Raw genomic sequence first — 25,437 nt, 5'->3', positions numbered from 1 at the left:
CCACCCTGTGGATAACAAATCGCGAACTGTCCACGAAAGCGGGGCAACTCCACTTTACCACGATCTTGACCACACCTCCCCGGCCGGCTTGTGGAGGATGTGCTCGATCCGCTCCGGCCGCGTCGGTGACGTCCTCGGCGTCCACATCCTGAGCCACGAGCTGCGACAGGGTGTAGGCGTACTCGACGGTCAGCGTCCCTCAGAAGACCATTGTCTGACCTTCGTCGGGCAGGGTGAGGATCCGCAACCTGCGGGACGCATGGGCTCTCGAGCGGCCCACCCGCCGTGCTATCTCCGCCTGCGACCATCCAGCGTCTACCAGACTGCGGCATCCGCCTGCCTCCTCAACCAGGGTCTAGGTCAAGGCGTTGGAGTTCTCTGCCAGGGTGGCCCGCAGCCGCTCCGACGCGTCCGCGGCTGTGTGCACCGGCGCTGGCGGAGGCCTTCGGGGTCAGCTAGAGGCGGCGTGTTGCGCCGGACTGCTAACGCGGCGAGGGGTGTCGTTACTCGGCTTGGTCTGCTGTCAGGTTTCACGCCGCTTTGTGCTCTATCCGCACCGCGGCGTAGGTGCACCACACGTACTCGTTTGGGGTAGCCAGTCCGTGGGGTAGGAGGCCCCTTGGCGGTGTTGGCCGCGGCGCTGACCGCTACCAGCCCGGCGGTGTCGTTGCGAGAGCCTCCAGGTCCGCTTCGTTCCACATGCGGGCGCCCGACTCCCAAGCCTCAACCAGGGGCACGAGGTGGTCGAATGTGCAGCTTGGCGACGTCGGGCTGCCCTAGGCATCGCCGGGCGACCACCACTCCCATCACGACCCGGCACACCCGGGTCCGGATGCATGGTTGGCGTATGGCCGAGTCGCGTGTCAGCACCTATTGGAGAGAGTGGCATCCATCTCCGTCGCTGTCGCTCCAGTGTGGGAAACAGGTCCCGGTCGTAGCCTCCCCACACCTAAGCAGCTACGGCCAGCCGGGTCGAGTCCACCAATTGCGCCTCGGGCGGCGGCGGTGGGGCGGTAGTCGCCGTCGCGAATGTGGTGGAGGTGGCTTCGGCGGTGAAGGAGGGAGGAGGTGCCAGCGCTATTGGAGTGAGTGTTATCAGAGGCAACGACTCCGGGGCCGCGTCGGGCGCATCAGGAACTGTCGGGTAGGGAGCGGGCCGCCTCCAAGTGGCGCCGCACACCCCGACTGCTTATGCCGAGGGCCTTGGCTACCTGAAGTATTGGCACCTCGTCGGCGACTACGGCGGATACGAGGGCGCGGCGGAACGCTGTGGTCGCCTTGCGCTGCTCGCGGATGCGGTCCGCCCGGTCCGCCCAGAGGCCGAGCAGGTCCGTGAGCACGAGGCTGTGAGGATCGTCCGCTGGGTACATCACTCCCCCTCCCCCACCGTAGGTGGGACATATGTCCCGGCGATACTACCCCGTGCATTCCGACAACAAGCGGGGTAGGCGGCGGCGGTCTAGCTCTGACTGACCACACTTGGCAGCTCCAAAGACCCCTCTGCCGACCGCCGCCCACAAGGCCCGAGCCGTCAGGTCCGTCCTCGACCGCCTCTAAGCACGGGCCCCTGGGAGCCAAGGCCACGGTAGGCGTCAACCCCTGTGGCGGTGCTGACCATGATGAACGCACCGCCTACAGGCAGACGACAAAAGACATACCACGTACCGAACTGGTCTAGCGCCGTCCATGGGACGACTGTGGCAACGCCTCCCGCTACCACGACGAAGGGCAGATGCCCGGGCGGTTGGTGGAGCACATGTTTCCGGTTAGCTCCTGCTGAGTGGTAGGAGCCCCAACTTAGGCAGCCAGCAGCGGAGGAACCGAGGCGCGATCGGGTAGCTCCTAAGCGGCGCCTACGTGTACCCTGATGGCTATGAGTTCTCTCACAGTTGAGTTGCGTCCCGACCTGGTGGATTTGCCGGACACGCGGCCGGTGAGGGGCGCGCTCGTCCCGGTGGTCAATACTCTGCGGGATGAGGACCGGGTGATCGTCACTCTGGGTGATCTGGCCGAGTTGCTTCCCGGCCGGGCGCCGCAGAGTACCGCCCGGGCGTTGCGGGAGGCGGGGTGGCTGTTCCCGATGCGGACTCGCGGTGTGTGGGGGTTCTCTGGGACCCGGCTGGGCGCTCCCCGTGCGCCGGGGTATTTGGAGCTCCACGCTCGGATGCGGGTGCGGCCGGACACGCCGGCGTGCATCGCCGGCAAGACGGTGGCCATGCTCCATAACTGGCTGTGGCGGCCCGTCGAGTCGGACATCGGTATGCCCCCCGGCGCCAAGGTTCCCCGCTGTCTGTCCGACTTCGCCGTTCATCGGTGGGACCCTCAGATCGGATTTGACGAGTTCTTGGGGCTGCCGATGTGGAAGCCCGAAACGCTGCTCTGCTACCTCGCAGCCCGGCCTTCACGTATCTGCTGGGAGGACGTGCAGGAGTGGTTGTGGGCGGTGTGCGAGAACCTCGAGCTCGATCTGCTGCTAGCCGAGCTGGAGGGAAGGCCTCGGGCGGTGTGGATGAAGACCGGCTACCTCGCTGATGTGGGGGAGCGTCCGGATCTCGGCCACGCTCTCGCCGCTGCGGCGCCGGCAGGCGGTCGGGGCCCTTATGTGCTCGGATGGCGGGAGCGGCGTTGGCCGACGCCGGTGTGGGAGAGCCCCGTGCGGCTACCCCAGTACGAACTTGTCGATTACCTGCTTCCTGCGTGGTGGTGCCCGAAGCTTGGTTTCGAGCCGTTCGAGCCGCCTAAGACATGGGAGTCCGACTGAGCCGCCTCGCCACAGCGATCAAGCAGACCTACCCCGCCGTCGCCAAGAGGGGGTCGGTTGTCGAGGAAGCGGCGGTGCTGGACGTGGCGTTCGATCATCTCCTCTACGGACTTCACGAGCGGGGCGTGTACGAAGCGGTCGGCCTGACGCTGAAGGGCGGCACGGCGCTGCGGAAGTACCACCTCGGGCATCGGAGCCGGTTCTCCTTCGACCTTGACTTCGACGCTGAGGAAGGCGCCGAAGAGTTGGTCGCTGAGGAGATCGACGGTATGGCCTTCCGTCACTTCGAGTTCACGTCACACGAACGCCGGGGGCACTACAGCACCCGTGTGGCCACGGATCTGCTCGACGGCGGGCAGCTCGAGGCGAAGATAGACTTCTCCACCCGAGGCCTTTGGCTCCCGCCCGAACAACGCAGCCTCATCGACACGCCAGTCCAGGCCGCCTACCCGTTCGATCCCGTGTTCGCAGTCCCGGTGATGCGCACAGACGAGAACGTGGCGGAGAAGCTCGGACGCTGGCAGGAGCGTCCTCTCGTCCGTGACCTGTACGACCTGGCCGCTCTGAGCACCAGAATCGACGACCCGCAGCTCGTCACCCGGATGTGGGTGCTGAAAAGCTACGCCGGGATGGTGAGCGGTAGCCGCCGCCGACAGGGCGGGCCTGCGGCCTCTATCGACGAGCTGACCGCCGACAAGCGCGCCGCTCCGTTCGTTCTTCGCTCCCTGGTGCTGCCCACAGCCCCTCCCGACGCAGCGAAGCAGGCCCTCGTAGAGGGCTACCTGCCGAAGGTGGACCGGCTGTGTCGCACTGTGGCTGCTCACATGACCCCCGACCTGTACCGCTACGCCGACGACAGGGGCGCTCTCAGCTGGGAGGTAGGCCAAGAGATCGCAGAGATCGAGCGGCAGGCGCTGTCCACCCTCACCCGCGACGACCCGCACAGGAACCCGTCAGATCTGGGGCCGGGTTGGCTCTGAAGTGCCAGGGCCTTCTTTTGCGGGCCGTATGGAGGCTCCTGGGCTTGTGGGTTACGTTGGTTAACGATCTAGGGGTCGTTTCCGGACGATTATGGCCGAGTTCTGGCCACTACCACCGGACCGGGGCGGCCGGTAATCGACTGCACCTGATGGCCAGCAGCCAGAAGGAGGGTGGTGATGTGGCGGCCGGTGTATCCAGTGGCTCCGGTGACAGTCACGCGCATCGGAGCCGACGCTACTACCGCTGGGCAGTTACCCGCGGTGCTTGTCCTAATGCGCGGTAGTTATCGAGGAGAGGGTTAGGTTGAGTGGGGCGGGGTCGAGGCTGCCGAGCACGTCTTGGACGAGGACGCTCTGTACCGCTGCGTCGACGCTGAGGTCGCCGGCGCGGTAGATGTCGATCTGGTAGTGGTCGGGCGGTTGCTCCGGATCGTGGTGTCACCGATGCCTGATTGCTTGCGGTGCAGTGGGGGCGAGCCCGCAGGAGGACGGACGTAGCAGGCGGAGCGACTGAGGCAGCAGCCGGGGCAAGTGGAGCCGGTGGCGCCGGCATTGGACTCCGCCAAGTTGGCGGCTGCCTTCCAGATCGGATAACGGAGGGCACTGTGAGCGGCTCGGACTTCGACTCCTTGACGGACCTGCCAGAGGGCGCAGGGTCGGCGGTGGTGTCACTCGATGCGGGAGGTGGACGTGTGCTGGTGCTGAAACCCGACGGCCACAGGGAGGAGTGGGGTTCGCCGGTTCTGACGTAGCCCGGCGTGAAGGTGGTGTAGCTCCCGGCGGAGCGTTCTAAGTAGGTGTGTGACGTCTGTTGCCGCGAGTTGGACAGGGCGTACCCGATCCCGGTCGAGGACGGCTGGGCGCTGTGTAGAGGCTGCGCCACTGGGTGGGGGTTCCCGTCCGCCTAGCTGGTCCCTTTAGCGACCGCGGGACTTGTCCGTGCGTGCCGTGTTCAGTAGTGGCGGCCGGGATGTATGACACCCACCGGCAGGGTCTGGTACTGAACGCAGGCCGACTGGCCGAGCCGCCCGCTTCCGCGGGACATGCGTTCGCCGCCCTCCAAACCTAGGTGGATGCGCGACCGCGGGAGGGTGGATGCGCGACCGGTCGCGGTTGAGCGCGACCGCGGAGGGGTGGATCCGCGACTGCTCCGAGACCCCCTGTGTGGTCTCATTCGTGGTATAGCGACGAAAGGTAACGGATGCGGGCGCCGGTTGTGGTGTTGAACAGCGGAAAGAAGGCTGACCCGGGGGGTGCGTTGGCACGCCGGGTACGTAATGCGGAGCCGGTGGAGTGGTCCCGCCGGGACTTGCGTATCGTGGGCGGCAACGGGACGGTGGTGTGGGAGCAGGCAGGTGTCGAGTTCCCCACCGCCTGGTCGCAACAGGCCTGTCAGATCGCGGCGTCCAAGTATTTCTGGGGGAAGGTCGGAACCGCTGAGCGTGAGACTTCGTGGAGGCAGGTGCTGGAACGTGTGGTGGGGACGATCACCGGTTGGGCGCATGACGCCGGCTATTTCAAGGGGGAGCAGGCCGACCGCTTCGCCATCGACCTGTGGGAGGTATTAGCCCGGCAGGAGGCGGCGTTCAATTCGCCTATGTATTTCAACCTCGGCTGTGAAGACCGGGCACAACAGGTGTCAGCCTGCTTCATCCTCCCAGTGGGGGACTCCCTGCCGGAGATCCTGGACTGGATCAAGACCGAGGGGCTGATCTTCCGAGGCGGGTCGGGCGCCGGCGTCAACCTGAGCGCCATCCGGGGCAGCATGGAACAGCTATCCGGCGGCGGGGTAGCGTCCGGGCCTGTGTCCTTTATGGCGGGGGCTGATTCGAGCGCAGGCGCGATCCGCTCGGGCGGTAAGACACGGCGCGCGGCGAAGATGGTGCTTCTGGACGTAGACCATCCCGACATCGAGGAGTTTATCGCCTGCAAAGTAATCGAGGAACGCCGCAGCCGCGACCTGGCGGCCGCTGGGTGGGACATGTCCTTGAACGCCGACCGTGGGCTGCGGTACCAGAACGCCAACAACTCGGTGCGTGTCAGCGACGCCTTTATGGAGGCGGTGATGGCCGACAGCGAGTTCGAGTTGGTGGCCCGCACGACCGGTGAAGTGACCAAGACGGTGCGAGCTCGGGATGTGTGGCGGCAGGTCGCCGAGGCGGCGTGGGAGTGCGCCGACCCTGGTGTGCAGTACTCCACGACGATCAACCGTTGGCACACCTGTCCTGCCTCGGGGCCGATCAACGGCTCGAACCCGTGTTCCGAGTATGTCCACCTCGACAACACAGCGTGCAATCTAAGTTCTATCAACCTGCTCCGGTTCGTCGGCGACGACGGCGCGTTCGACTTGGACGGCTTCGAGTATACGGTTCGGACGATGATCACCGCGATGGACGCGGTGGTGATCCCCGCGGACTACCCGACTAAGGAGATCGGTGACCGCACCCGCCGGTACCGGCAGCTCGGGCTCGGCTACGCGAACCTCGGCGCGGCGCTGATGGCGTTGGGCCTGCCTTACGACTCGTCCGCTGGCCGTGCTTGGGCGGCGGCGGTGACCGCGTTGATGTCGGCAGTGGCGTACGACCAGTCGGTGGAACTGGCTGCCGAGCTGGGTCCGTTCGATGGGTACAGCGACAATGCCGAGCCGATGCGGGCGGTGCTGGAGATGCATCGGGAAGCCAGTTACAAGATCGGCCCGCTCGCTCCCGCTCAGATCGTTGCGGCGGCTCAGGCGATGTGGGACCGGGTGGTGGACCGCTCCCGGCTGTACGGGGTGCGTAACAGCCAGATAAGCGTTTTGGCGCCGACGGGGACCATTTCGTTCATGATGGATTGTGACACCACCGGGATCGAACCCGACCTGTCCCTCCTCAAGTGGAAGCAGCTGGTCGGCGGCGGCACCCTGCGGATGGTGAACGGGACGGTGGGACGTGCGCTCAAGACCTTGGGCTACGGCGAGGCTACGGCCTCGGCCATCGTGAAGCACATCAAGGGTACCGGCTCGGCCGTGGACGCACCGGGTCTGCTGGGTGAACACCTCGACGTCTTCGCTACCGCGATGGGCGACAACCGTATCTCGCCGCAGGGTCATTTGCGGATGATGGCAGCGGTTCAGCCGTTCCTCTCGGGGGCGATTTCCAAGACGGTCAACCTCGATGCTGACGTGACCGTCGAGGACGTGGAGGAACTGTTCCAGCTGGGCTGGGAACTCGGGCTGAAGGCGGTAGCAATCTACCGGGACGGTTCCAAGTCGGACCAGCCGATGACCATTACCGACACCAGTTCCGGGACGACGGACAGCCCCCCGCAGTTGCCGGAACGCCGGGAACTGCCCCGCAGCCGCCAGTCGTGGACAACCGCATGGCGGGTAGCCGATTACTCCGGGTACTTGACCGTCGGCCTATATGACGACGGACAGCCTGGCGAGGTCTTCGTCAACGGCGGCAAGCAGGGTTCGACCATGGCCGGCCTGCTGGACTCCTGGGCGATCTCCGTGAGCCACGGACTCCAGCGAGGTGTCCCCCTCGAGAGCTACGTCCGGGCCTACAAAGGGATGAGCTTCCAGCCAGCTGGGGTCACCGACGACCCTGACGTGAGGGTGGCCACGTCGCTACCCGACTTCCTGATGCGGATCATGGCCCTGCGGTTCCTGGACGAAGACACGCGTCAAGGACTGGGCGTGCTGTCCACCGCCGAGAGAGGCGCCCGGCCGATCCCCGGTCTGGAGACAGCCGGCGTAGTCTCCACCGTGACGGAACACGCATCGACTGCGCCGCTATGCCAGGACTGCGGAATCCAGATGGTCCGGGCTGGCTCATGCTACTCCTGCGGCCAGTGCGGAACGACGAGCGGCTGCAGCTGAGGAGAGCCCACCCCACACAATGGCGATCACCCCGTCACCGTTCATGCTTTTGGAGGCCTCCCCGGGCGACGGCCCGCTCCACTTCATAGCCTCCACCGATGCCGGCCATGTGCAGATCAGCGGACGAGGTGACCGCTGGGGCACCGCCAACACGGGAGAGGGCGAACCGAGAGTGCTGCCCGGGCTGCACCGGACACCGGCTGCTGCAGCGGCGGTACTCAGCCGTCATTACGACCTGGTGCCCTACCGTAACGCTGACGAGATCCACCGGTGGCGGGAACGGGAGGCCCGCCGGGCCGCAGCCCGGCGACGATGGGACCGCGGGCAGCCACCTCGGGTCTCCTACCACGTTCCGCTCGCTCCCCGTGGTTACACACTGTCCACCGACTGGTCTGACGGCACCTACCGCTTCTGCGCGACCACCGAGGCGGGTCGGGCGCGACTAGTGGGGGTAAGCACGCACTGGTCGGCCAGCGTCGTGGACGCCGCGAACCCGTCCAACAGTCGCCGCTACGGAGCGGAGTTCGTGACCGCCGAGGAAGCAGCCGAAGCGATCATCGGTGCCGGCCACCAGGTGGCACTGTGGGACCGAGCCGCCGAACAGCGTCGGGAACACCCGGACACGATCCCCCTCATCGACGAACACGGCGACACCCTGTGGGTGGTGGACCGTGTGTGGTACTACGGGCTGGGCGACCTGGCCACCCCCGAGCGCCTCCCCACGGCCCGCCAGATGGGCACAGCCGGCCAGGTGCTCTGACGACACCGGCAAACCAACCGCCCGACCGAACGAACGGTCGCTTTCCACCTCCTGCGGCTCCCCCCTCGATCTCGAGCACAGCTCGGGGTGGGCTCCCGGCCTGAACATCGCTACTGGACCGCCCTGAGCGAGCCGATACCGCGTGCGCTAATGGTGACATGTTTCTGGCTGAAACAAACCCTGCGGTGGCCCAGCCGGTGGATGCGCGACCGCTGAAGGGTGGATGCGCGACCGCGGAGGGGCGGATGCGCGACCGGTCGCGGTTGAGCGCGACCGCGGAGGGGTGGATGCGCGACCGGGTTTCGGGGGTGCGGTGGCACAGTTGTCTCCATGTCGTACGCGACTATCAGCCCTAGTACCGCTTCCCCGGCCGCTGCCCTGTCCGACGAAATGTTCGAGGCACTTGTGGCGGCCGTGGAGGTAGCGGCGACCGAGCCCGAGGCAGCGGCGCCCCCGACTATCGGAGGTGACGCTGCTCCGGTCCGGGAGTGGACACCGCCAGCGGACGCTCCGTGGAGAGGCGGGACGCTGGACACGGTGGCACAACTGGCGGACATGTGCGGCGGTGTGGTCTCGGACGAACTGCTCGCCCCTGAGGACCGTACCCGCGTGTTCGCGCGCCGCCTGGCCAGGGCTGGCCAGCTGGCAGGTAGTTCGTACACCGACGGACGGTTGGTGGCCGCTGCCCTCGATTGAGACGGGGATCCCGGGCTACTAGCCGCACAAACCAAGAAGGAGGAGCCAACCATGGTCGATGTGATAGTGAACCTCATGTACAAGTACCAGGTGCTGGTGATGGTCGGCTTCGGCTTCGCCACCGCTGGATTGATGCTGTGGGCGTTTGTCAAGACCCGCTCAGCTCCCGCCGTATTGGGCATGGCAGCCGTAGGCATCGGAGCGATGGTACTGGTAGCGAACATGACTACGGTCGCCAACCGCTTCGGCGAGGACGTGCTCGGCAACGAGACGATCACCATCGAGCAGGTAACCGGCAGAAGCGCCCCCGGCCAGTCATCGACCGCGCCCGGAGGCGGCGGCACCCCCACCACCGTCCCCTGCGACGACGAGTTCAGCCCCGGCTCCTGCTAGCCGCCTTGGTGGGGAGGTAACAGAATGGCGAAGAAGGGCAGCCGGACGTGCCAATCGTTCACGTCAGCCCGCCGCCGCCCGACCGAGCTGGGCAGGATCCCAGGGCTAACGCTCCCGTGGACGTTCACGCTCCCACAGGTGGCCGTGTTCATGGCGGCTCTCATGGTCGGCCTGTTCCTCGTCCGGCTGGGGATGACCGCGTGGGTGCTGGTACCTCTGTTGGGCGGCGCAGCTGCCGTTGGTCGGGCCTTGCGACGCGTCAGCGTGGACGGCCGCGGGTTCGCTGCGGGGGCTGGCGGCAAGGTGCGTTTCTGGATGCACCGCCAGTCCCACAAGGAGTTGACGAACCGTTCCGCCGACTTGGTGGCCGGCAATGTCGCGGTCGGCGACGACCATTCGGTGTGGCTGCTGTTCTCGGTGGAGCCCGCCAACTACGGGCTGCTGGCTGACACTGCCGAGGGGCTTCGGTCCCTCGGCGCGGTGGAGCAGCTGGTCCTGGCCGTGGGCGGGGAGCGGTGGCGCCTGCTTTCGACTGTGGAGCAGTTGAGCGCCGGCACGGTCGCCGACCGGATGCGCCGCGCTTCGCAGGCGACGTCGTGGGAGGCCGAGATCGCCGCTGAGACAGCGCGTATCCGCTCCGCCGAGCTGACCGAGCGGCGCTTCTGGTTGTGGGTGCAGGCCGGGCACGTACCTATGGGTTCCAACCTGGTGGGCTGGTGGCACCGCGCGCTTCGTACCTTCGGGTACACGCGGGCTGCCCGAGCCGACGCTATCGGCTGGGAGCGTCTGGCGGCCCGGACCGAACAGGTCGTGTCCCGCGCGGCGGGGTCGGTGCCGCTCCGAGCGGCGACCCTGGACGAGGTGACGGCGTTGTTGGAACGGGTACCTTTCGGGGCTACGACTCCCCGGGAGCCGACGGAGCCTGACGATTATCCCCACTTGATGCTTCCCCAGTCGCGACCCGACGCTTTGACAGTCGGTCGGGGCATGGTGGAAGGGGCGTCTGCGTGGCACCGCGGCGCTGCCGAGTGGTGCGAACCGACCAGTGGTGTGGTGCTGGCCGCTACCCGTCACGGAACGGTGGCCCACACAACTGCTGCGCTGTCGGAGATCCCGTCCACGTGGACGGTACCTGGCGGCGGCGAAGTGTTGTGGGCGTTGGACGCCCTCGAGGACCCCTGGGATTGGCTTGTGGACGTGACCGTCACTCCCCACGCGGTAGCGGCCGCCCGGGCCCGTAACCTGGACCGCCAACTCGCCGGCCAGTGGTCACAGCATGACGGAGACCCTGCCGGGGCCCCACCGGAGCTGCGTCTAGCTGTCGAGCAGGTGGCAGGTCAGCGGGAGGCGCTGGCGGCACGCACCGACAGCGACGAATACAACATCTGTGTCCTGTTCTCCACGGCGGTGCGGGTGGTAGGCGACGACGTAGCCGCGGCCGTGGGGACGCTCCGCTCCCGCATGCACCGGCTGGAAGCCCGGGCGGCGGCGGTGGGCATGTCCGTGGCTGTCCCATCCGGAGACCAGATCGCCGCCCGGGGAGTGTGGCTTCCCCGCGTGTCCTCGGCCCGCTACCTGCATGACTACATGCAGGTGGTGCTTTCCGACGGGCTGGCCGGGTTAGGTCCGCTGCTCCAATCACGCCTCGGCGACCCGCAGGGCGCTCTGCTGGGCGTGCATGACGAACGCGGCTGGCTGGAACCAATCCTTTTCGACCCAACGCTGGGTCCCCGTGCCAGATCTGTGGGAGCTGAACCGCAGTCCCCCTCGATCGGCGTGGTCGGCAGCCTGGGGTCCGGCAAGTCCGTGTTCTTGAAGCGGTGCCTGTGGACGACTCTCGCTGCTGGGGGTCAGTGCGTGGTCGTTGACCGCAGCGAACGCGACGTGGGCGAGTATGTGTCGTTCGCCGAGGTTGTTGGCCAGGTCACCGACCTGAAGGTGGAGGTGATCGACGTCACTGAGGGGTCGGTCTCCTTGGACCCCCTCCGGACGCTTTCTGACCGGAGGGCCGCAGCCGAGGTCGCGGTCCGGTTGCTGTCCCACGTTCTCGACCTTGACGCCCGCTCCACGGTGGCTACCCAGTTGGGCCGGGCCGCGGCTCGATGCCACGGCCAGTCGCTGCTGGAGTTGATGGACAAAGCCGCCGACGGAGACGAGACCACTCCCCCAGCGGTGTGGTCCGAGCACCGCAACCTCATCGCACACCTCGCTGAGAACACAGTCGCTGGGGCATTGTTCGACCCGCGTCGGCGGCCGGCGGACTTGTCCGCCGACTTGGTGGTGCTCCACGCCCCGGGCCTGGCCTTGGCTGACACAACGGACACCGCCGCCGACATCGCGGCGGCTGCGGTTGTGTTGGGGACGCTGCTGGTAGGCCACGCCGCGACGTTTGCGCATCCCCGCTTCGCCGCCCTGCTTCTGGACGAGGCATGGTCGCTGGTTCGGGACCCGAAGGCGCAGGCCTCGGTCGTAGAGGCCTTACGAGACGGGCGTAAGCACAACACGGGCGTGTGGATCGGCACGCAGTCGGCAAACGACTTCGCCTCCACCGAACTGCGCGAGCTGTTGGGGCAGGTTGCTGTGTTCCGTTCCCGTAACCCGGAGGCGGCGACCGCCGCCGCCGCACTCGCCGGCGCCGACCCCGACATAGCCGCTCCCCTGCTGACCGACCTGCCTACGGGCACGATGCTCTGGCGGGACATATACGGCCGCCTGGGCGTAGTCGACGTGCTTCTGCCAGCAGACCCCCGCGCCGCGGCGGCTATCGACACCACACCGGCGCCGGCGCTGGTAACGCAGAGATGACTATGAGACGTCCCCTCCTGGGGATCTTGGGTGCGGCGGTGACGGTTGTCCTCCTTGCTGGCGCCGCGCCGGCATCTGCCCAGCCCTCGGGAGTAGCACCGGACGCACCGGGTGCCGCCCCTACGACCACAGATGACGACCCGGCACCGTCCGCCCCGATGACTCAGCGCGACTACAGGTGTTGGGCGGCTGCGATGGCCGGGGGGACGGGAGGCGAGGAGTGCGACCCGGCCTCTCTCCCTTCGTCCGTTAGGGCACCGGGGGAGAACGGACGGCTGTTGGACTGCTTCTCTACCGCCGTGTCCGGCAACGACGAGGACTGCACCATCGGTGCGGGCTCGCCTTCGCCGGCGGCGGCTGAGCTGTCATGCGAGTGGGTGTCGAACGGGCCGGGTATGGGCGGTCGGGTGGTCTGCCCCCACCAGCTGGCAGGGCTCACCGACATCCCCTCCGAGTGCGGTTATCTGGACACTGCCTGGTGTAACTCCTCGGCAGGTACGCCACGGGAGATCCTGATGGAGGAACTGGCGGGCTGCGAGCTACTACCCGAGGACGCCCCGCTTTCGGAAGTGACTACGGTGGCGCCCGGCTACCTCCGTGACGCCCAAAGCCTGCCTGCGACCGTGAACATGCGCGCCAACTGCGTCCGGAGCACGTACGCGAAGCTGACCACCCTCGAAGCGCCGAGGGGCTGGTTCAACTCGGCGTCCGCTCCGCGCACCTCGGCTTCGTTCCCGGTAACGACGTACCACATGTTCCATAAGGCGGAGGGGAAGCTGGGGTTGCAAACTCTGACTAGCCCGTTCCTCGGGTTGGTACTCACGCTGGTATGGCAGGCTGGTTTGGTCGCTCTGCGGGTGGCGATGTGGGCGTTCGATTGGGCCACGTCCGGCAGCGTGACCGCCATCCTGGCCGGGATCCCCGGCGAGTTGGCGCTCCTCCTTCAGACGCAGGTGGTGCAGGGGTTGCGCCTTTACGAGGTCGGGCTACTCTTCCTCGCTACGACGGCTGGATGGAAACTCCTACGCGGACGGGTGGCCGACGCCGCCAGTTCGGTCGTCTTCGCCCTGCTGGCGTTCTCCTTGGGCTGGTTCCTGTTGACCCCCGCAGCTTTCTCGGGTTACTACGCCGGAGCTCTTGAGACCAGACAGTTACTCGCCGACGGGTTGACGTTCGGGGTGATCGCCGACGCCGACGGCGGAGGCCTCGACGCCGCTGCGGCTATGCAGGTGGTGTTGGACAGCGTGGTTCACACGCCCTGGGAACACCTCAACTTCGGCCAAGCCCTAGACGACCGCTGCCATATCGAAGCTGCCCAGAAGCTCCTCGTCGACGGTATCCGTTCGCAGGCCGGCACGAACCTGGACGTGCTCCGCGACTGCGGCGCACAGGGCGCGGCCATGACAGACTTTGAGGTTGACCCGCTTTGGTGGACACTCGAGGACTTGGGACGATGGTCCCGGGAAGGAGTGTTCAGATGCCGAGAACGAGGAGACCGTATCCCGAAGAGTTCCGCCGGGAGATGGTTCGCCTGGTGCGGGCTGGTCGTACGCCTGGTGAGTTGAGCCGGGAGTTCGAGCCGTCTGACCAGACGATCCGTAATTGGGTGAACCAAGCCGACATCGATGACGGCCGCCGTGAGGGCCTAACGACTGGGGAGCGTGAGGAGTTGCGCCACTTGCGGCGGGAGTGTCGGATCCTGCGCGAGGAGAAAGAGATCCTGGCAAAAGCGGCGGCCTGGTGTGCGGAGTGTTCTGTTGGCTAAGGGAAGCGGGGTTATGAGGTGATGGTGCGTGTGTTTTGTGGGTTGTTGTCGGTAGGTATGGGGTACGCCGCGGGCGCTAGCCTGAATCCTCGGTCGTGGAGGCGGGGCGGGCTGTCGGTGCTTGCGTTGCTGGTGGCGCTGGCCGCGCTGACGCCGGCGCAGCCGGCCGGCGCGCAGACGACGCAGACGACCTTCGTCAGCAACCTCGGTCAGGTGGACAGCGATACCAGTGTCCTGTTGAATGACCTAGCCCAGTCGTTCACCACGGGCAGCCACGGCGCGGGCTACAGCCTGCGCAGCGTTGACGTGGAGTTTGCCTCTATCGACAGTGGCGTCGACGCCTCGTCGTCCCTCACCGCCAGCATCTACTCCGAATCCGGCGGGTTTCCGGGCAGCTCCCTGGGCGCCCTGACTAACCCCGCCAGCTTTCCCGCCTCCACTTCGGACCAGACGCTGACCTTCACCAGCGCGGGCATCGACCTCGCGGCCAATACCACGTACTTCCTGGTTCTCGATACAAGCGTCGAAAATTCTGGTTCTGCTGTACGCAACACGGCTTCGAACAGCGAGGACAGCGGAGCCCTGGCCGGTTGGAGCATCGCGGACAGGAGTGGTCTCCGAACCTGGAATTCAACAGGCGCATACACCTTATCTACCACTTCAAGACTCAAAATCAGCCTCGGCGGCGTCAGCAAGCGCGCTCCGCTGGTGTCGAACTTCGGCCAGGCGAACGGCGGCACCGGCTCATTGGTAGCCCATGACCACGCCCAGGCGTTCACGACAGGGAGCAACGCCCGCGGATACGATTTGACCGCCATCGATCTCCAGTTTCCGGCGGTCGGTGACAGCGGGCTGGCTTCGAAGGTGACGGTGACCGTCAACGAGGACTCCGGCGGAGCGCCGGGCGCGGTGGTCGCCACCCTGACCAAGCCCGCCACGATCACCGCCGGCGCGAACAGCTTCACGCACGCGGGCCTGCGGCTCGCCGCGAACACCACCTACTGGATGGTGCTGGACGTCACCGCCGCTCCCAGCGGCACCAACACCATCCAGAACACGGCGTCGGACGCCGAGGACGCCGGCGCCTCGCCAGGCTTCAGCATCGCGGACGACGCCCAGTGGCGAAACCGCGGCGGCGGCTCCTGGACCACCTTCGGCCTGTCCCGCAAGATCACCATCCAGGGCACGGCCATCGTGACGCAGACCTTCGTCGCCAACACCGGCCAGTCGGACGATGGTCATGTATCTCTGGACAACGATATCGCTCAGGCCTTCACCACCGGCTCCAACAGCTACGGCTACAGCCTGCGCAGCGTTGACGTGGAATTCAACGCTATCCAAAGCGGCTTCAGCTCTTCGGACCTCACCGCCCGCATCTACACCGAGTCCAGCAGCTCTCCGGGCAGCTCCCTCGGGACCCTGACCAACCCCGCCAGCTTTCCCGTCTCCAGCTCGGACCAGACGCTGACCTTCACCAGCGCGGGCATTGACCTTGCGGCGAACACCACGTACTTCCTCGTGATCGATATGAGCGTTAATCGGGATAGCAGCTCTGTGAACAACACGCTATCGGACAACGAGGACAGCGGAGCCCTGCCCGGCTGGAGCATCGGACTCGGCTATTCGGATAGATCCTTTTCCTCGACAGGCGGATGGGGCACCTCCCCGAGTGAGTCCATAAGCATCAGCCTCGGCGGCGTCAGCAAGACGCGAACGCCGGAAGTCAGCGTCACGGGCGGCGGCGGCGTGACCGAGGGCGGCAGCGCCAGCTTCACGCTGAAGGCGAGGCCCGCGCCGGCTGAGGCTCTGCCGGTCAGCGTCAGCGTGGCCACGACCGGCGACTTCGGCTACGGCACCGCGCTGCCCACCAGCGTCACGATCCCGGCCGGCGAGACCAGCGCCACGCTGACCATCGCCACCGCCGGCGACGGCGTGGACGAGCTGGACGGCTCGGTCACGGTGACCCTGGCGGACGGGACGGACTACGACCTGATCTCGCTGACGTCGGCGACGGTCAAGGTGTGGGACGACGACCCGCCGCTGGTCAGCAATCTGGGCCAGGTCGCCCCCGCGAACTACGGCCTGAACGTGGATGTGGCGCAGGGGTTCACCACCGGTCCCAACCCCGGCGTCCTGACCAGCGTGGACGTGGCCTTCAACCGGTCCACCGAGGACTTCAGCTCGAAGCTGACAGTCACCGTCAACCGCGACTCCAATGGGAGATCCAATGGGAGTCCCGGCGCGGTCGTCGCGACCCTGGACAATCCCGACTGGGTGAACCGCCAGGCCGGCACCTACCGCTTCACGCACCGGGGCCTCGCGCTGGAGGCGAACTCCAGGTACTGGGTGGTGCTGGACGGAACCGGGCTGACGCAGGGAAACACCTCCGTAAAACTGACGCAGAGCGACGCCGAGGAGGCGGGCGCACTGCCCGGCTGGAGCATCCAGGACGACTCTCTGCGGCGTATTTCGGGCAGCTGGGTCGCCCAGCCCAGCAGCTACGTGCTGCCGGTCGGCGTCAACGGCCGGCTGGTGCCCAACTCGGACGGTTCCTACACCGTGCCCTTCGACTGGCCGCTGAAGCCCCCCGGTGTGGGCGGGGGCGGCGAGTTCCGGCTGTTGTTCATCACCGACGACTGGCTCGACGCCACGTCCTCCGACATCGACGTTTACGACGCCTTCGTGCAGGGCGCGGCCTTGGATGGCCATGCCGCCATCCGGCCCTACGCCGGCAAGTTCCGGGTGGTGGGCTCCACCGCTGCGGTGGACGCCCGCGACCACACCCGGACCAATCCCAACGACGCCGGGCACCCGGACGTTCCGATCTTCTGGCTGAACGGCCAGCGCGTCGCGGCGAACAAGGCGGGCTTCTGGTCCAGCACCTGGGAGAACTGGGCGATGTCGGACCGCCGCTTCGAGACCGGCGAGCCGGACACGGACTCGGACTGGCCGTGGACCGGCACCCTGGCCAACGGCGCGAAGCACTCCACCAATCATCTGGGTATTCCGGGCGCTGGCGGACCGGTCGTCCGGGGGCGGTTCTGGACCGCGGACGGGGACACGGGCCCCATCCAACACACGCAAGTCGACAAAGCTCAAGACCACGCCTTCTACGGCATCTCGCCGGTGTTCCGGGTGGCCTCCACGGTGAACGCGCCGCCCCAGGAGCCGGCGACACTCAGCAACCTGGAGATGCCGGACGGCGCGACGCGCGCTGTAGTGGCTTCCAATAGCGTGATTGACCGCGCTCAGTCGTTCACGACGGGCAACAACGGCGGCCACTACCGCCTCAACAGCGTTGACATCGAGTTCGCCCGGATCGGCGACTCCGACGCCAGCCGCGATCTGCGGGTGCAGGTCGTGGCCGACAACGCCGGCGCGCCGAGCATCGGGCAGGTGCTGGCGACGCTGGCGAACCCGTCCATGTTGGTGTCGAGCACGGACACGACCCACACCTTCACCTACCAGGGCGACGACGGGTCGGGGCTGCGGCTGGAGCCGAACACCACCTACTGGGTGTGGGTATACGACGCGTCCGCGCTGCCGGGCAGCACGTACACCCTTCGCGCCACCGCGTCGAACTCGGAGCGCCGGCAGGGCTTGCGCCTGCCCGCGGGCTGGAGCATCGGCGACGGCCACAGTTCCATGGCATCCTTTCCCAACCCCGCTCCCGACTTTTCCACCAATGCCGACTCGCTCAAGATCGGCCTGAACCTGGGCGCCGCCGAACCCTTCGTGCAGTTCCGCACCTGCGAGGGCACGGTGTCGGGCAACAGCTGCGACACGGGCTGGGTGGTCGCCAACTACACCAGGCACGACCCGCCGCCCACCATCACGCTGACCGAGGGCGGCGACGCGGTGACCTATCAGTGGCAGCCGGTGGACCCGATGATGCGCGACCATTTCTACGTCTCCGACCAGGTGGCGGAGCCGCTCAGCCACTTCGGGGGCTACATCGGGGCGGGCGGCCCGGACCGGGACCGGTTGATGTGCCACACGGGGAGCCAGAGGGAGTTCAACCTGGGCGACCCGATCGTGTACGTGCCGCACCAAACCGGTATGAACATCGGCTACGGCAGCACCGCGGGGCCGCTTTTGGACCGCCACGACGGCTGCCCGTTCGTGATTCAGTCGATCTATGAGCACGAGACGAACAGGTGGCGTCCGGTGTCGGTGGCGGCGGGGCAGGACAGCGACGCGTTCGACCACACGACGTTCTTGATCCACTCGGCCACCCAGCTGGACCACCCCGCGAACGTGGGGCCGAACAACGGCTACGTTGCCTTCCCCGAGGTGCATGTGCCGCTGATCATCCGCGATGACGATTCGTGGGAGCAGGACCTGGAGTTCTCCATCGACGACGGGGCCACCTGGACGTCGCTGGAGGACGGCGGGCTGGCGCTGGCGTTCCCGCTGTCGCTGAACAACGGGCGCAAGGCGCACTACTTCTGGGTGCGGCTCACGAACGCCCCGCCGGCGGATCAGAGCAAGCGCATCCATATCACCGCCAACTTCGCCAACAACGCGCCGTCGAACAGCGGCACGTCGGAGTACTTCCGGTCCTACCGGGTCTGGCTCACCAGCCCCGCCGCCGAGCAGCTGCACACGTTCCGGTCCCACGAGGTGGCCGGCGCGGTGGGGTCGGCCACGGTCAGCCGCACGCCGATCCAGATCGAGATCAACGTGGGCGACAACTTCTACGGCGGCGTGACCTTCGAGGTCGAGGGCTTCGCGCTGTACGAGCGCAACGACAGCCAGATCTCGACGGAGACGCCGCCCAAGACGGTGCGCACCAAGAGCTTCAGCGTGCATCGCACGCTGGGCTCCTGCGTGGGCTGCCAGAAGGTGCCCGGCGACCTGCCGGACCCGGTGGTGGACCGCGTCGGCGAGGTGTCGTATGCGAATCTGTCGGACTCGGGCATCGACCTGTCGTGGCCGCGGGTGGTCGGCGCCGAGGGCTACCAGGTGCGCTACTGGTCCACGACCTCGCCGTTCCCGGGGGTGCCGGCGGAGGAGGCGTGGTTCGGGGCCGAGCCCACCGACCCGGCCTGGAACATCCGCGACCTGGAGCCGGACACCGAGTACCGGGCGGTGGTGTACTACCAGGACCACGGCGCGACGCAGCTGTCCACCGCCAGCCCGGTGATCCGCTTCACCACGCTTGCGGCGGGCTCGCCCACCCAGGCGGAGCCGGCCTCGGTGATCGTGGAGCGGGTGCCCGAGGTGTCCATCAGCGCCGCCAGCGGCACCATCACCGAAGGCGAGGACGCAACCTTCACGGTCACCGTGGACCCCGCGCCCGACAAGCCGCTGGACGTCAAGGTGCGCGTCAGGGCCCCGGCCGCCTGGTCCGTCGTTGACGGGCAGCATCTGGGCGAGCGCACGGTCAACGTGTCCACCACCGGCAGCGCCACCTTCACCATTCCCACCATAAACGACGCCCGCCCCTACTCCAATGGGATGCTGAGCGCGGCGGTGCAGTTCGGCGAGGGCTACCGGCTGAACAAGTTCAAGAGCTACGCCACCGTCTACGTCGCCAACAACGACCTGCCGCCGCCGCCCGCGGTGCAGCTCAAGCGGGTCTCCGACACCACGGCGACCGTCGCCTGGAAGCCGAAGGCGGACGGCACGCAGTACAGCATCGGCTGGCACGAGGCCTTCGCGGGCGTCCCGGTGGTCCAGTGGGCCACGACCACGGAGACGGAGTACCAGCTCACCGGCCTCGACCCCAAGTCGCAGTACACGGTGTTCGTGCTCGGGCCCGCCAAGCTGGGCCAGCTCACCGTGACCACCCTGGCCGCGGGCGCGACGGCGCAGACCTTCACCGTGGACTTCGAGACGCCCACGCCCAACACGTCCGTGCCGGTGATCAGCGTGACCTCCGACGGCGACGTGACCGAGGGCGAGGACGCCAGCTTCACGGTCAGCGCCAACCCGGCGCCGGACGCGGACCTGGACGTGAGCGTCACGGTCACCCAGAGCGGCGACTACGGGGCGGCTGTGGGCCAGCGCACGGTCACCATCCCGTCCGCGGGCTACGCCACGCTGACGGTCGCCACGACCGACGACCAGGACGGCGAGGCCGACGGATCGGTCACGGTGACGGTGGACGCCGACGCGGACGGCAACGACTACCTGGTCTCGCCGACGCAAGGCGCAGCCACGGCCGCCGTGGCCGACGACGACGGCCCGGACTACACCGACTACCAGACAGTGGTGGACTACCTCATCGAGGTGCGGGACAACCCCGCGAACACGGCGGTGAAGGGCAACCCCGCCCACATCTACAAGTGGAACCGGGTCCTGGCCGCCATCGGCTACTCCAGGCCGGAGCAGCCCATGCCGGCGTCGGAGATCCACGACAACGCGGCCCAGTGGCCCGACAGCGCGTTCCACGCGGCCTCGGTCTACCTGACGAGCCTGGAGCAGCCACGGGGCCAGGGGCAGCAGCAGACACCGGAGATCAGCATCAGCGCGGGCGGCGGGGTGACCGAGGGCGGCGACGCCGTCTTCACGCTCACGGCCAGCCCCGCGCCTGCGGCGGACCTCGACGTCACGGTCACGGTCATACAAAGCGGCGACTACGGCGCCACCACGGGCCAGCGCACGGTGACGGTTTCCACCACGGGCGTCGTCAGCTTCACCGTCGCCACGACCGACGACGAGACCGACGAGGCGGACGGGTCGGTGACAGCCACGCTCAACGCCGGCAGCGACTACACAGTGTCGGCGACCCAGGGCGCGGCCACGGTCGCCGTCGCCGACAACGACGACCCGCCGCCGACCGGCACCGACTACCAGACGGTCGTGAACACCCTCATCAAGGTGCGCGACAACCCCCCGAACACGCGCATGCGCAACAACCCCGCCCACATCCTCAAGTGGAACCGGGTACTGGCCGCCATCGGATACGACAGCGGCGAGACGGCGATGCCCGCGTCGGAAATACACGACAACGCCGCGAAGTGGCCGCACAGCCCCTTCAAGGCCGCCTCCGACTACCTGCGGAGCCAGGAGGGCCAAGGACAGCAGCAGCCGGAGGTGAACATCAGCGGCGGCAGTGCTGTCAGCGAGGGCGGCAGCGTCAGCTTCACGCTCACCGCGAGCCCCGCGCCCACAGCCCCCCTCGACGTCTCGGTGACGATCAGCGTCACCGGCGACTTCGGCGTCACAGCCGGCACACGGACGGTCACGATCCCCACCTCGGGCAGCGCCACCCTGACGCTCGCCACGACCGACGACCAAGCCGACGAAGCCGACGAAGCCGACGGCACGGTCACCGCCACCCTGGCGACCGGCAGCGGCTACACAATCGGCTCGCAAAGCTCCCAAACCGCCGACGTCGCCGACAACGACGACCCGCCACCGATGGCGGTCCCGGTAGTGAACATCGCGGGCGGCGGCGGCGTCACTGAAGGCGACGCGGCGAGCTTCACGCTCACAGCCAGCCCGGCGCCTGCGTCCAACCTGTCAGTACGTGTCACCGTCACAGCGTCAGGGGACTACGGCATCACCACAGGAACACGCACAGTGACCGTCCCCGCGTCGGGCACCGCCACCTTCACCGTCGCCACCAGCAGCGACCAAGCCGACGAAGCCGACGGCTCCGTCACGGTCACACTGATCGATGAAACCACCTACGACCTAGGAACGTCAAAGACAGCCACAGTCGCCGTCGCCGACGACGATGACCCGCCGGTGGTAATTCCGGTGGTGAGCGTCAGCGGTGGTTCGGGGATCACCGAGGGCGGCGGCGCCGCCTTCACGGTGACGGCCAGCCCGGCGCCGTCCGCGGACCTCGACGTTACGGTCACGGTCACCGCCTCGGGCGACTTCGGCGCGGCGACGGGCCAGCGGACGGTGACCGTCCCGACTTCGGGTAGTGTTACCTTCACTGTCGGTACGACCGACGACCAGGCGGATGAGGCCGCCGGTTCGGTCACCGTCACGGTCAACGTCGGCGGCGCCTATGTGGTGTCGGCGTCGCAGGGCGCGGCTACCGTCGCCGTCGCCGACAACGACGACCCCCTACCCGTACAAGACCAAGACCAAGACCAGCCTGACCAAGATGTGGTGTTGGCCGACTGCGGGACCACAAAACCCACCCTGTCGATCAGTAGCCCAGAGGCCAGCCGCGGCGACACAACAGTCGACTTCGAGGTCACCCTCGACTGCAAACCCGGCCGTACCGTGATGGTCCTGCTCATCCCCGTACGCGACGGCGAAATCGGCAACAACATCCTGGTCGTGTTCACCAACCAACAACCAACCGCCACAATCACCCTGGCCATCGGAGCCGAACAACAACTCGGCCTCGCCATCGGCTGGGCCTCACCAGGCCTCGCCAACCGCGCAGCACAAGGCACCGTCACCTACATCGACTAACCCCCCAACCCGCCCACACCACAGATAGGAGGGGGGCGGCCCCCGGGCCCCCCCTCCCGTGTGCACACCCCCCTTACCCAGCGCGGATCACCACCCCCCAGCCCCGTGAGGACCGGTCGGGTGGTAGCCAACATGGAGCAGGACACGACCGGGCCTTCTCTGTACCGATGTGTCTGCTCCCACGTCCGGAAAGGCAAGACGCCGTACACAAACGGCGCCAACGGCGCATCAGAGGGAGCGCCATCCACGACCCCGACCACGATACGGTCAAGCACCATCTCAGGGAGTACATGTCGGGCGATGCCCACACGAACCAATCGAACTCACCGACCACACAAACCACTGGAAACCACCAACCAGGAAGCCATCCGCGCACGCTCATAGCCAAGCTAAGTGAACCGGAGCATGCCCTCGAGGGCGGGCTTGCACAGCGCCGCGGAAAAGGAGCCGTAAGCCATCCGGTACACAAAAGCGACGAGATCGTGTCAACCACCAATGCCGGGCGGCCAGGTCACCTAGGCCAAGTGAGATGCACCCCACCAAACCCGGTTGCCATCACTACAGAATCCGGGGCAACTCCAGTTAGATCTGTCCGTACGAGGAGGCCGACCATGTCGTTCGATATCGCGGGTATCAGCTATACCGCGCTCGCGGTGCCCGACCTCGACACGGCGATGAGCGTGTACGGGAACGCACTCGGCCTGACATGGGCACGCCCCCAGCAACGAGCAGTCAGCATCCGGGTCGCGGCCGGTGACCTGACGACGGAGATCCGGTTCACGTACTCCCGGCAAGGTCCTCCCCACCTCGAGCTCATCGAGGGCGCCGCGGACACGATCTGGGCGCCGGTGAGCGGCCTCCATCACATCGGACTGTGGAGCCACCAACTCGAGACCGACGCCGCGCAGCTGGAGCATCGGGGGATGGCTCTCGAGGTGGCCGGCCTCAGCAGATCAGGCAAGCAACCCTCCGGATTCACCTATCACCGTTCGGCCCACGGGTTGAGGGTCGAACTGGTGGATACCGCGGCGCGGGCCGCTTCGAACGCTGGTTCGCGGGCGGGGACCTTCGCTTACCGGGGCGAACCGGGCGGGTTCGGTCGGAGTCTTCGCCGCCGGAGTGGACGAGTCGGGCCATGTTAGATTGCCGTCGAACCGTCTGAGGGGCAAACGGATGCCCGGCTGTCCACATCGATCACGTCGCGATGTGTGTGCGCGATCTGGAAACGGCGATCGCCGATTGGCACGACATTCTCGAGGTTCTCTCGCCGGAGCACACACTGCAGCTGACCCGGGGTGAAGGCACAGCCCACGGGGTGCTGATCGAACTCGCTACCCGGTGCCAAGCCGTGGGCGATCGCTGGTACCCCCATCCCGGCAACGCCGAGAACGCTCATCTCGCGACGGAGCTTCACCGGCGTTGGGACGAGGCGCCCTTCGGCCAAGACTGAACCAGGCTCCAAGGCCTCACTCCGAGCCCGATCTGATTAGGCGGACCATCTCCTGGCTGAACTCCGCCGGATACGGTCTCATTGTGGGCATCTGAACACTCCTTCCTGGGACCATGGTCCCAAGTCCCCGAGTGCGGAGATACCCGACCGCACCACATACGAGGTCGTGAGCTTCGGTCACGCCGCCTGCGCTGACCTGCGATCTATGGACGCGGCCGATGTGTTCCTTTGGTACGGTTGGTTGTTCGGCGAGAACGACGCCGCCGTGTTGATCCGCCAGGCCACTGCTTGGCTATGCCCCGAATTTGCCGACTAGGCAGACCGCGAGGTGGGCCGGCTACTCAACGGGAAGTTAGAGTTTGAGGCGTCCGCATATGATGCTGTCTCCGGGGCTGGGGAATCGGCGGAGGAGTACCCGGCTCCGCCAGGCCCTCCTCGATCGGGCGGCCGCGGCGGCCGCCACCGTGCGGGATCGGCGGCGCTTCGACCCAGCGGGCCGCTAACGCTTTCTCGGCGGTCGTCGGATACCTCGGAGGCCGAGAATCGGCTAATACGGACCACTAGGGCCTCCCCGCCGTGGCTGGCCGGGACGGTGGTGACGCTTGGCGATCCTCCGCACCTGATTATGGCCCAGGCCGACCGAGCAAGCGACAGCGGCGAGCTTGTGGCAGTAGCGGATGTGCTTGTTGGCTGGACATCGCGGCGGGCCCATCGGGTTACGACAGCAGCCAACTGCTGGGCGATCGCTACAAGCATTGGAAAGGTCTCAGCATGCCCCCCTGCCCAGTTCCCTGACCACATCCCTCTACCTCTCCCACCACCGGTAACCCTCCACAGGGACACATGTCCCAACATTAACGAAAACTTGGCTACGCCTCTCAACCACAGTTGACACCCCTGCGGGGACCTTACGTCCCCCACCCATCGGGACATACGTCCCCGTGCCCGGTCCCGCGTTCCCATTCCCCCCGGTTCTGTCCACCCGCCCGATCGCTCCAACTCCTCCACGCTAGCCATTCACCCCCCTGCTGTTCTCCCTTGCTGACACTGCCTACGGGATCTTCCTCGGACTAGGTACCGGCACAAACCATCAAGGTAGACGGGCTGTAAGCGGCCCCCGGGTGCGGGCCATTCGCCGCTAGTCAGCCTCCACCACCCGGCCAAGGCCTTCTTCCTCCGCTGACACGCCCCGGCCGGGCCAAGAGTGATCGGCGGGGACGTGTGTCCCCTGAGTGAGCGTGCGACCGGGAGAGTTGTTCCCCTAGCAGCAACGGGCGCGTCGTCCGCCGCTTCCTGCGGGGTCTCTAAATTAGATCCCCGGTCTCGTAGAGGGTCAGCAGCAGCGACCGAGCGGCAGACCGTACAGCGCGGGAGGGTAACGGTCCTAGCCGGGTCCACGGCTTTGTCGGTGTCTCGGCCAAGTGAACCTCCAGCCAGCAGCCCGGATCGGAGCGGACGCCGAGACGGTTGAGGGGTCACGTCCAGGGTTGTGGTGTATGGAAGGCGTTCCGCGTCGCCTCTGTTGTGGGTTCTGTTTTAGCTGGTTTGGGTTCTGGGTGCGACCTCCTCGGTTAGCTGTG

General features: G+C 67.0%; 14 protein-coding genes. 13 read left to right on the top strand and 1 reads right to left on the bottom strand.

Going from position 1 to position 25,437, the window contains the following annotated elements; translation table 11 throughout:
* Window positions 1-1,130 precede the first annotated feature (1,130 nt).
* Window positions 1,131-1,373 carry a hypothetical protein gene (locus OXK16_00850; protein ID MDE0374502.1) on the bottom strand — a complete coding sequence of 81 codons (243 nt, stop codon included), beginning with the start codon at window positions 1,371-1,373 and terminating at the stop codon, window positions 1,131-1,133.
* Window positions 1,374-1,873: 500 nt separating this feature from the next.
* Between OXK16_00850 and OXK16_00845 the strand changes: the two genes are divergently transcribed.
* The 13 genes from OXK16_00845 to OXK16_00785 all read left to right on the top strand — a co-directional run bounded on the left by OXK16_00845 (window position 1,874) and on the right by OXK16_00785 (window position 24,360).
* Window positions 1,874-2,761 carry a hypothetical protein gene (locus OXK16_00845; GenBank protein MDE0374501.1) on the top strand — a complete coding sequence of 296 codons (888 nt, stop codon included), beginning with the start codon at window positions 1,874-1,876 and terminating at the stop codon, window positions 2,759-2,761.
* On the top strand, window positions 2,746-3,741 hold the full coding sequence (locus OXK16_00840) for a nucleotidyl transferase AbiEii/AbiGii toxin family protein (GenBank protein ID MDE0374500.1): 996 nt from the start codon (window positions 2,746-2,748) through the stop codon (window positions 3,739-3,741). Before OXK16_00845 ends, OXK16_00840 begins: the two co-directional genes overlap by 16 nt.
* 605 nt (window positions 3,742-4,346) lie before the next feature.
* Window positions 4,347-4,493: a hypothetical protein gene (locus OXK16_00835; protein ID MDE0374499.1), complete on the top strand. Its 147-nt coding sequence runs from the start codon at window positions 4,347-4,349 to the stop codon at window positions 4,491-4,493.
* Between the two features lie 449 nt (window positions 4,494-4,942).
* The gene (locus OXK16_00830; protein ID MDE0374498.1) at window positions 4,943-7,603 is read left to right on the top strand and encodes a vitamin B12-dependent ribonucleotide reductase; all 2,661 of its coding nucleotides are present in this window, start codon (window positions 4,943-4,945) and stop codon (window positions 7,601-7,603) included.
* Window positions 7,604-7,622: 19 nt separating this feature from the next.
* Window positions 7,623-8,363, top strand: a complete 741-nt coding sequence (locus tag OXK16_00825; GenBank protein MDE0374497.1) for a hypothetical protein — start codon at window positions 7,623-7,625, stop codon at window positions 8,361-8,363.
* 330 nt (window positions 8,364-8,693) lie between these two features.
* Window positions 8,694-9,059 (top strand): hypothetical protein, encoded by a 366-nt coding sequence (locus OXK16_00820; GenBank protein ID MDE0374496.1) that lies wholly within the window; start codon window positions 8,694-8,696, stop codon window positions 9,057-9,059.
* 51 nt (window positions 9,060-9,110) lie between these two features.
* A complete protein-coding gene (locus tag OXK16_00815) occupies window positions 9,111-9,452 on the top strand; it encodes a hypothetical protein (protein ID MDE0374495.1) in 342 nt (113 codons plus the stop codon).
* A 24-nt stretch (window positions 9,453-9,476) separates the two neighbouring features.
* On the top strand, window positions 9,477-12,257 hold the full coding sequence (locus tag OXK16_00810; GenBank protein MDE0374494.1) for an ATP-binding protein: 2,781 nt from the start codon (window positions 9,477-9,479) through the stop codon (window positions 12,255-12,257).
* A 278-nt stretch (window positions 12,258-12,535) separates the two neighbouring features.
* Entirely contained in the window at window positions 12,536-13,822 is a 1,287-nt protein-coding gene (locus tag OXK16_00805; protein MDE0374493.1) for a hypothetical protein, read from the top strand.
* A 332-nt stretch (window positions 13,823-14,154) separates the two neighbouring features.
* Window positions 14,155-22,407, top strand: a complete 8,253-nt coding sequence (locus OXK16_00800; protein MDE0374492.1) for a fibronectin type III domain-containing protein — start codon at window positions 14,155-14,157, stop codon at window positions 22,405-22,407.
* A gap of 611 nt (window positions 22,408-23,018) precedes the next feature.
* On the top strand, window positions 23,019-23,549 hold the full coding sequence (locus tag OXK16_00795) for a VOC family protein (protein ID MDE0374491.1): 531 nt from the start codon (window positions 23,019-23,021) through the stop codon (window positions 23,547-23,549).
* Between the two features lie 68 nt (window positions 23,550-23,617).
* Complete coding sequence (locus tag OXK16_00790; protein ID MDE0374490.1) at window positions 23,618-23,857, top strand: hypothetical protein; 240 nt, start codon at window positions 23,618-23,620, stop codon at window positions 23,855-23,857.
* Between the two features lie 374 nt (window positions 23,858-24,231).
* Window positions 24,232-24,360 (top strand): hypothetical protein, encoded by a 129-nt coding sequence (locus tag OXK16_00785; protein ID MDE0374489.1) that lies wholly within the window; start codon window positions 24,232-24,234, stop codon window positions 24,358-24,360.
* Window positions 24,361-25,437: the final 1,077 nt, after the last annotated feature.

It is taken from the genome of bacterium, assembly GCA_028821235.1.
Classification (GTDB): domain Bacteria; phylum Actinomycetota; class Acidimicrobiia; order Spongiisociales; family Spongiisociaceae; genus Spongiisocius.
Note: the sequence above shows the minus strand (reverse complement) of the source record. Positions and strands in the feature narration are given on the sequence as shown.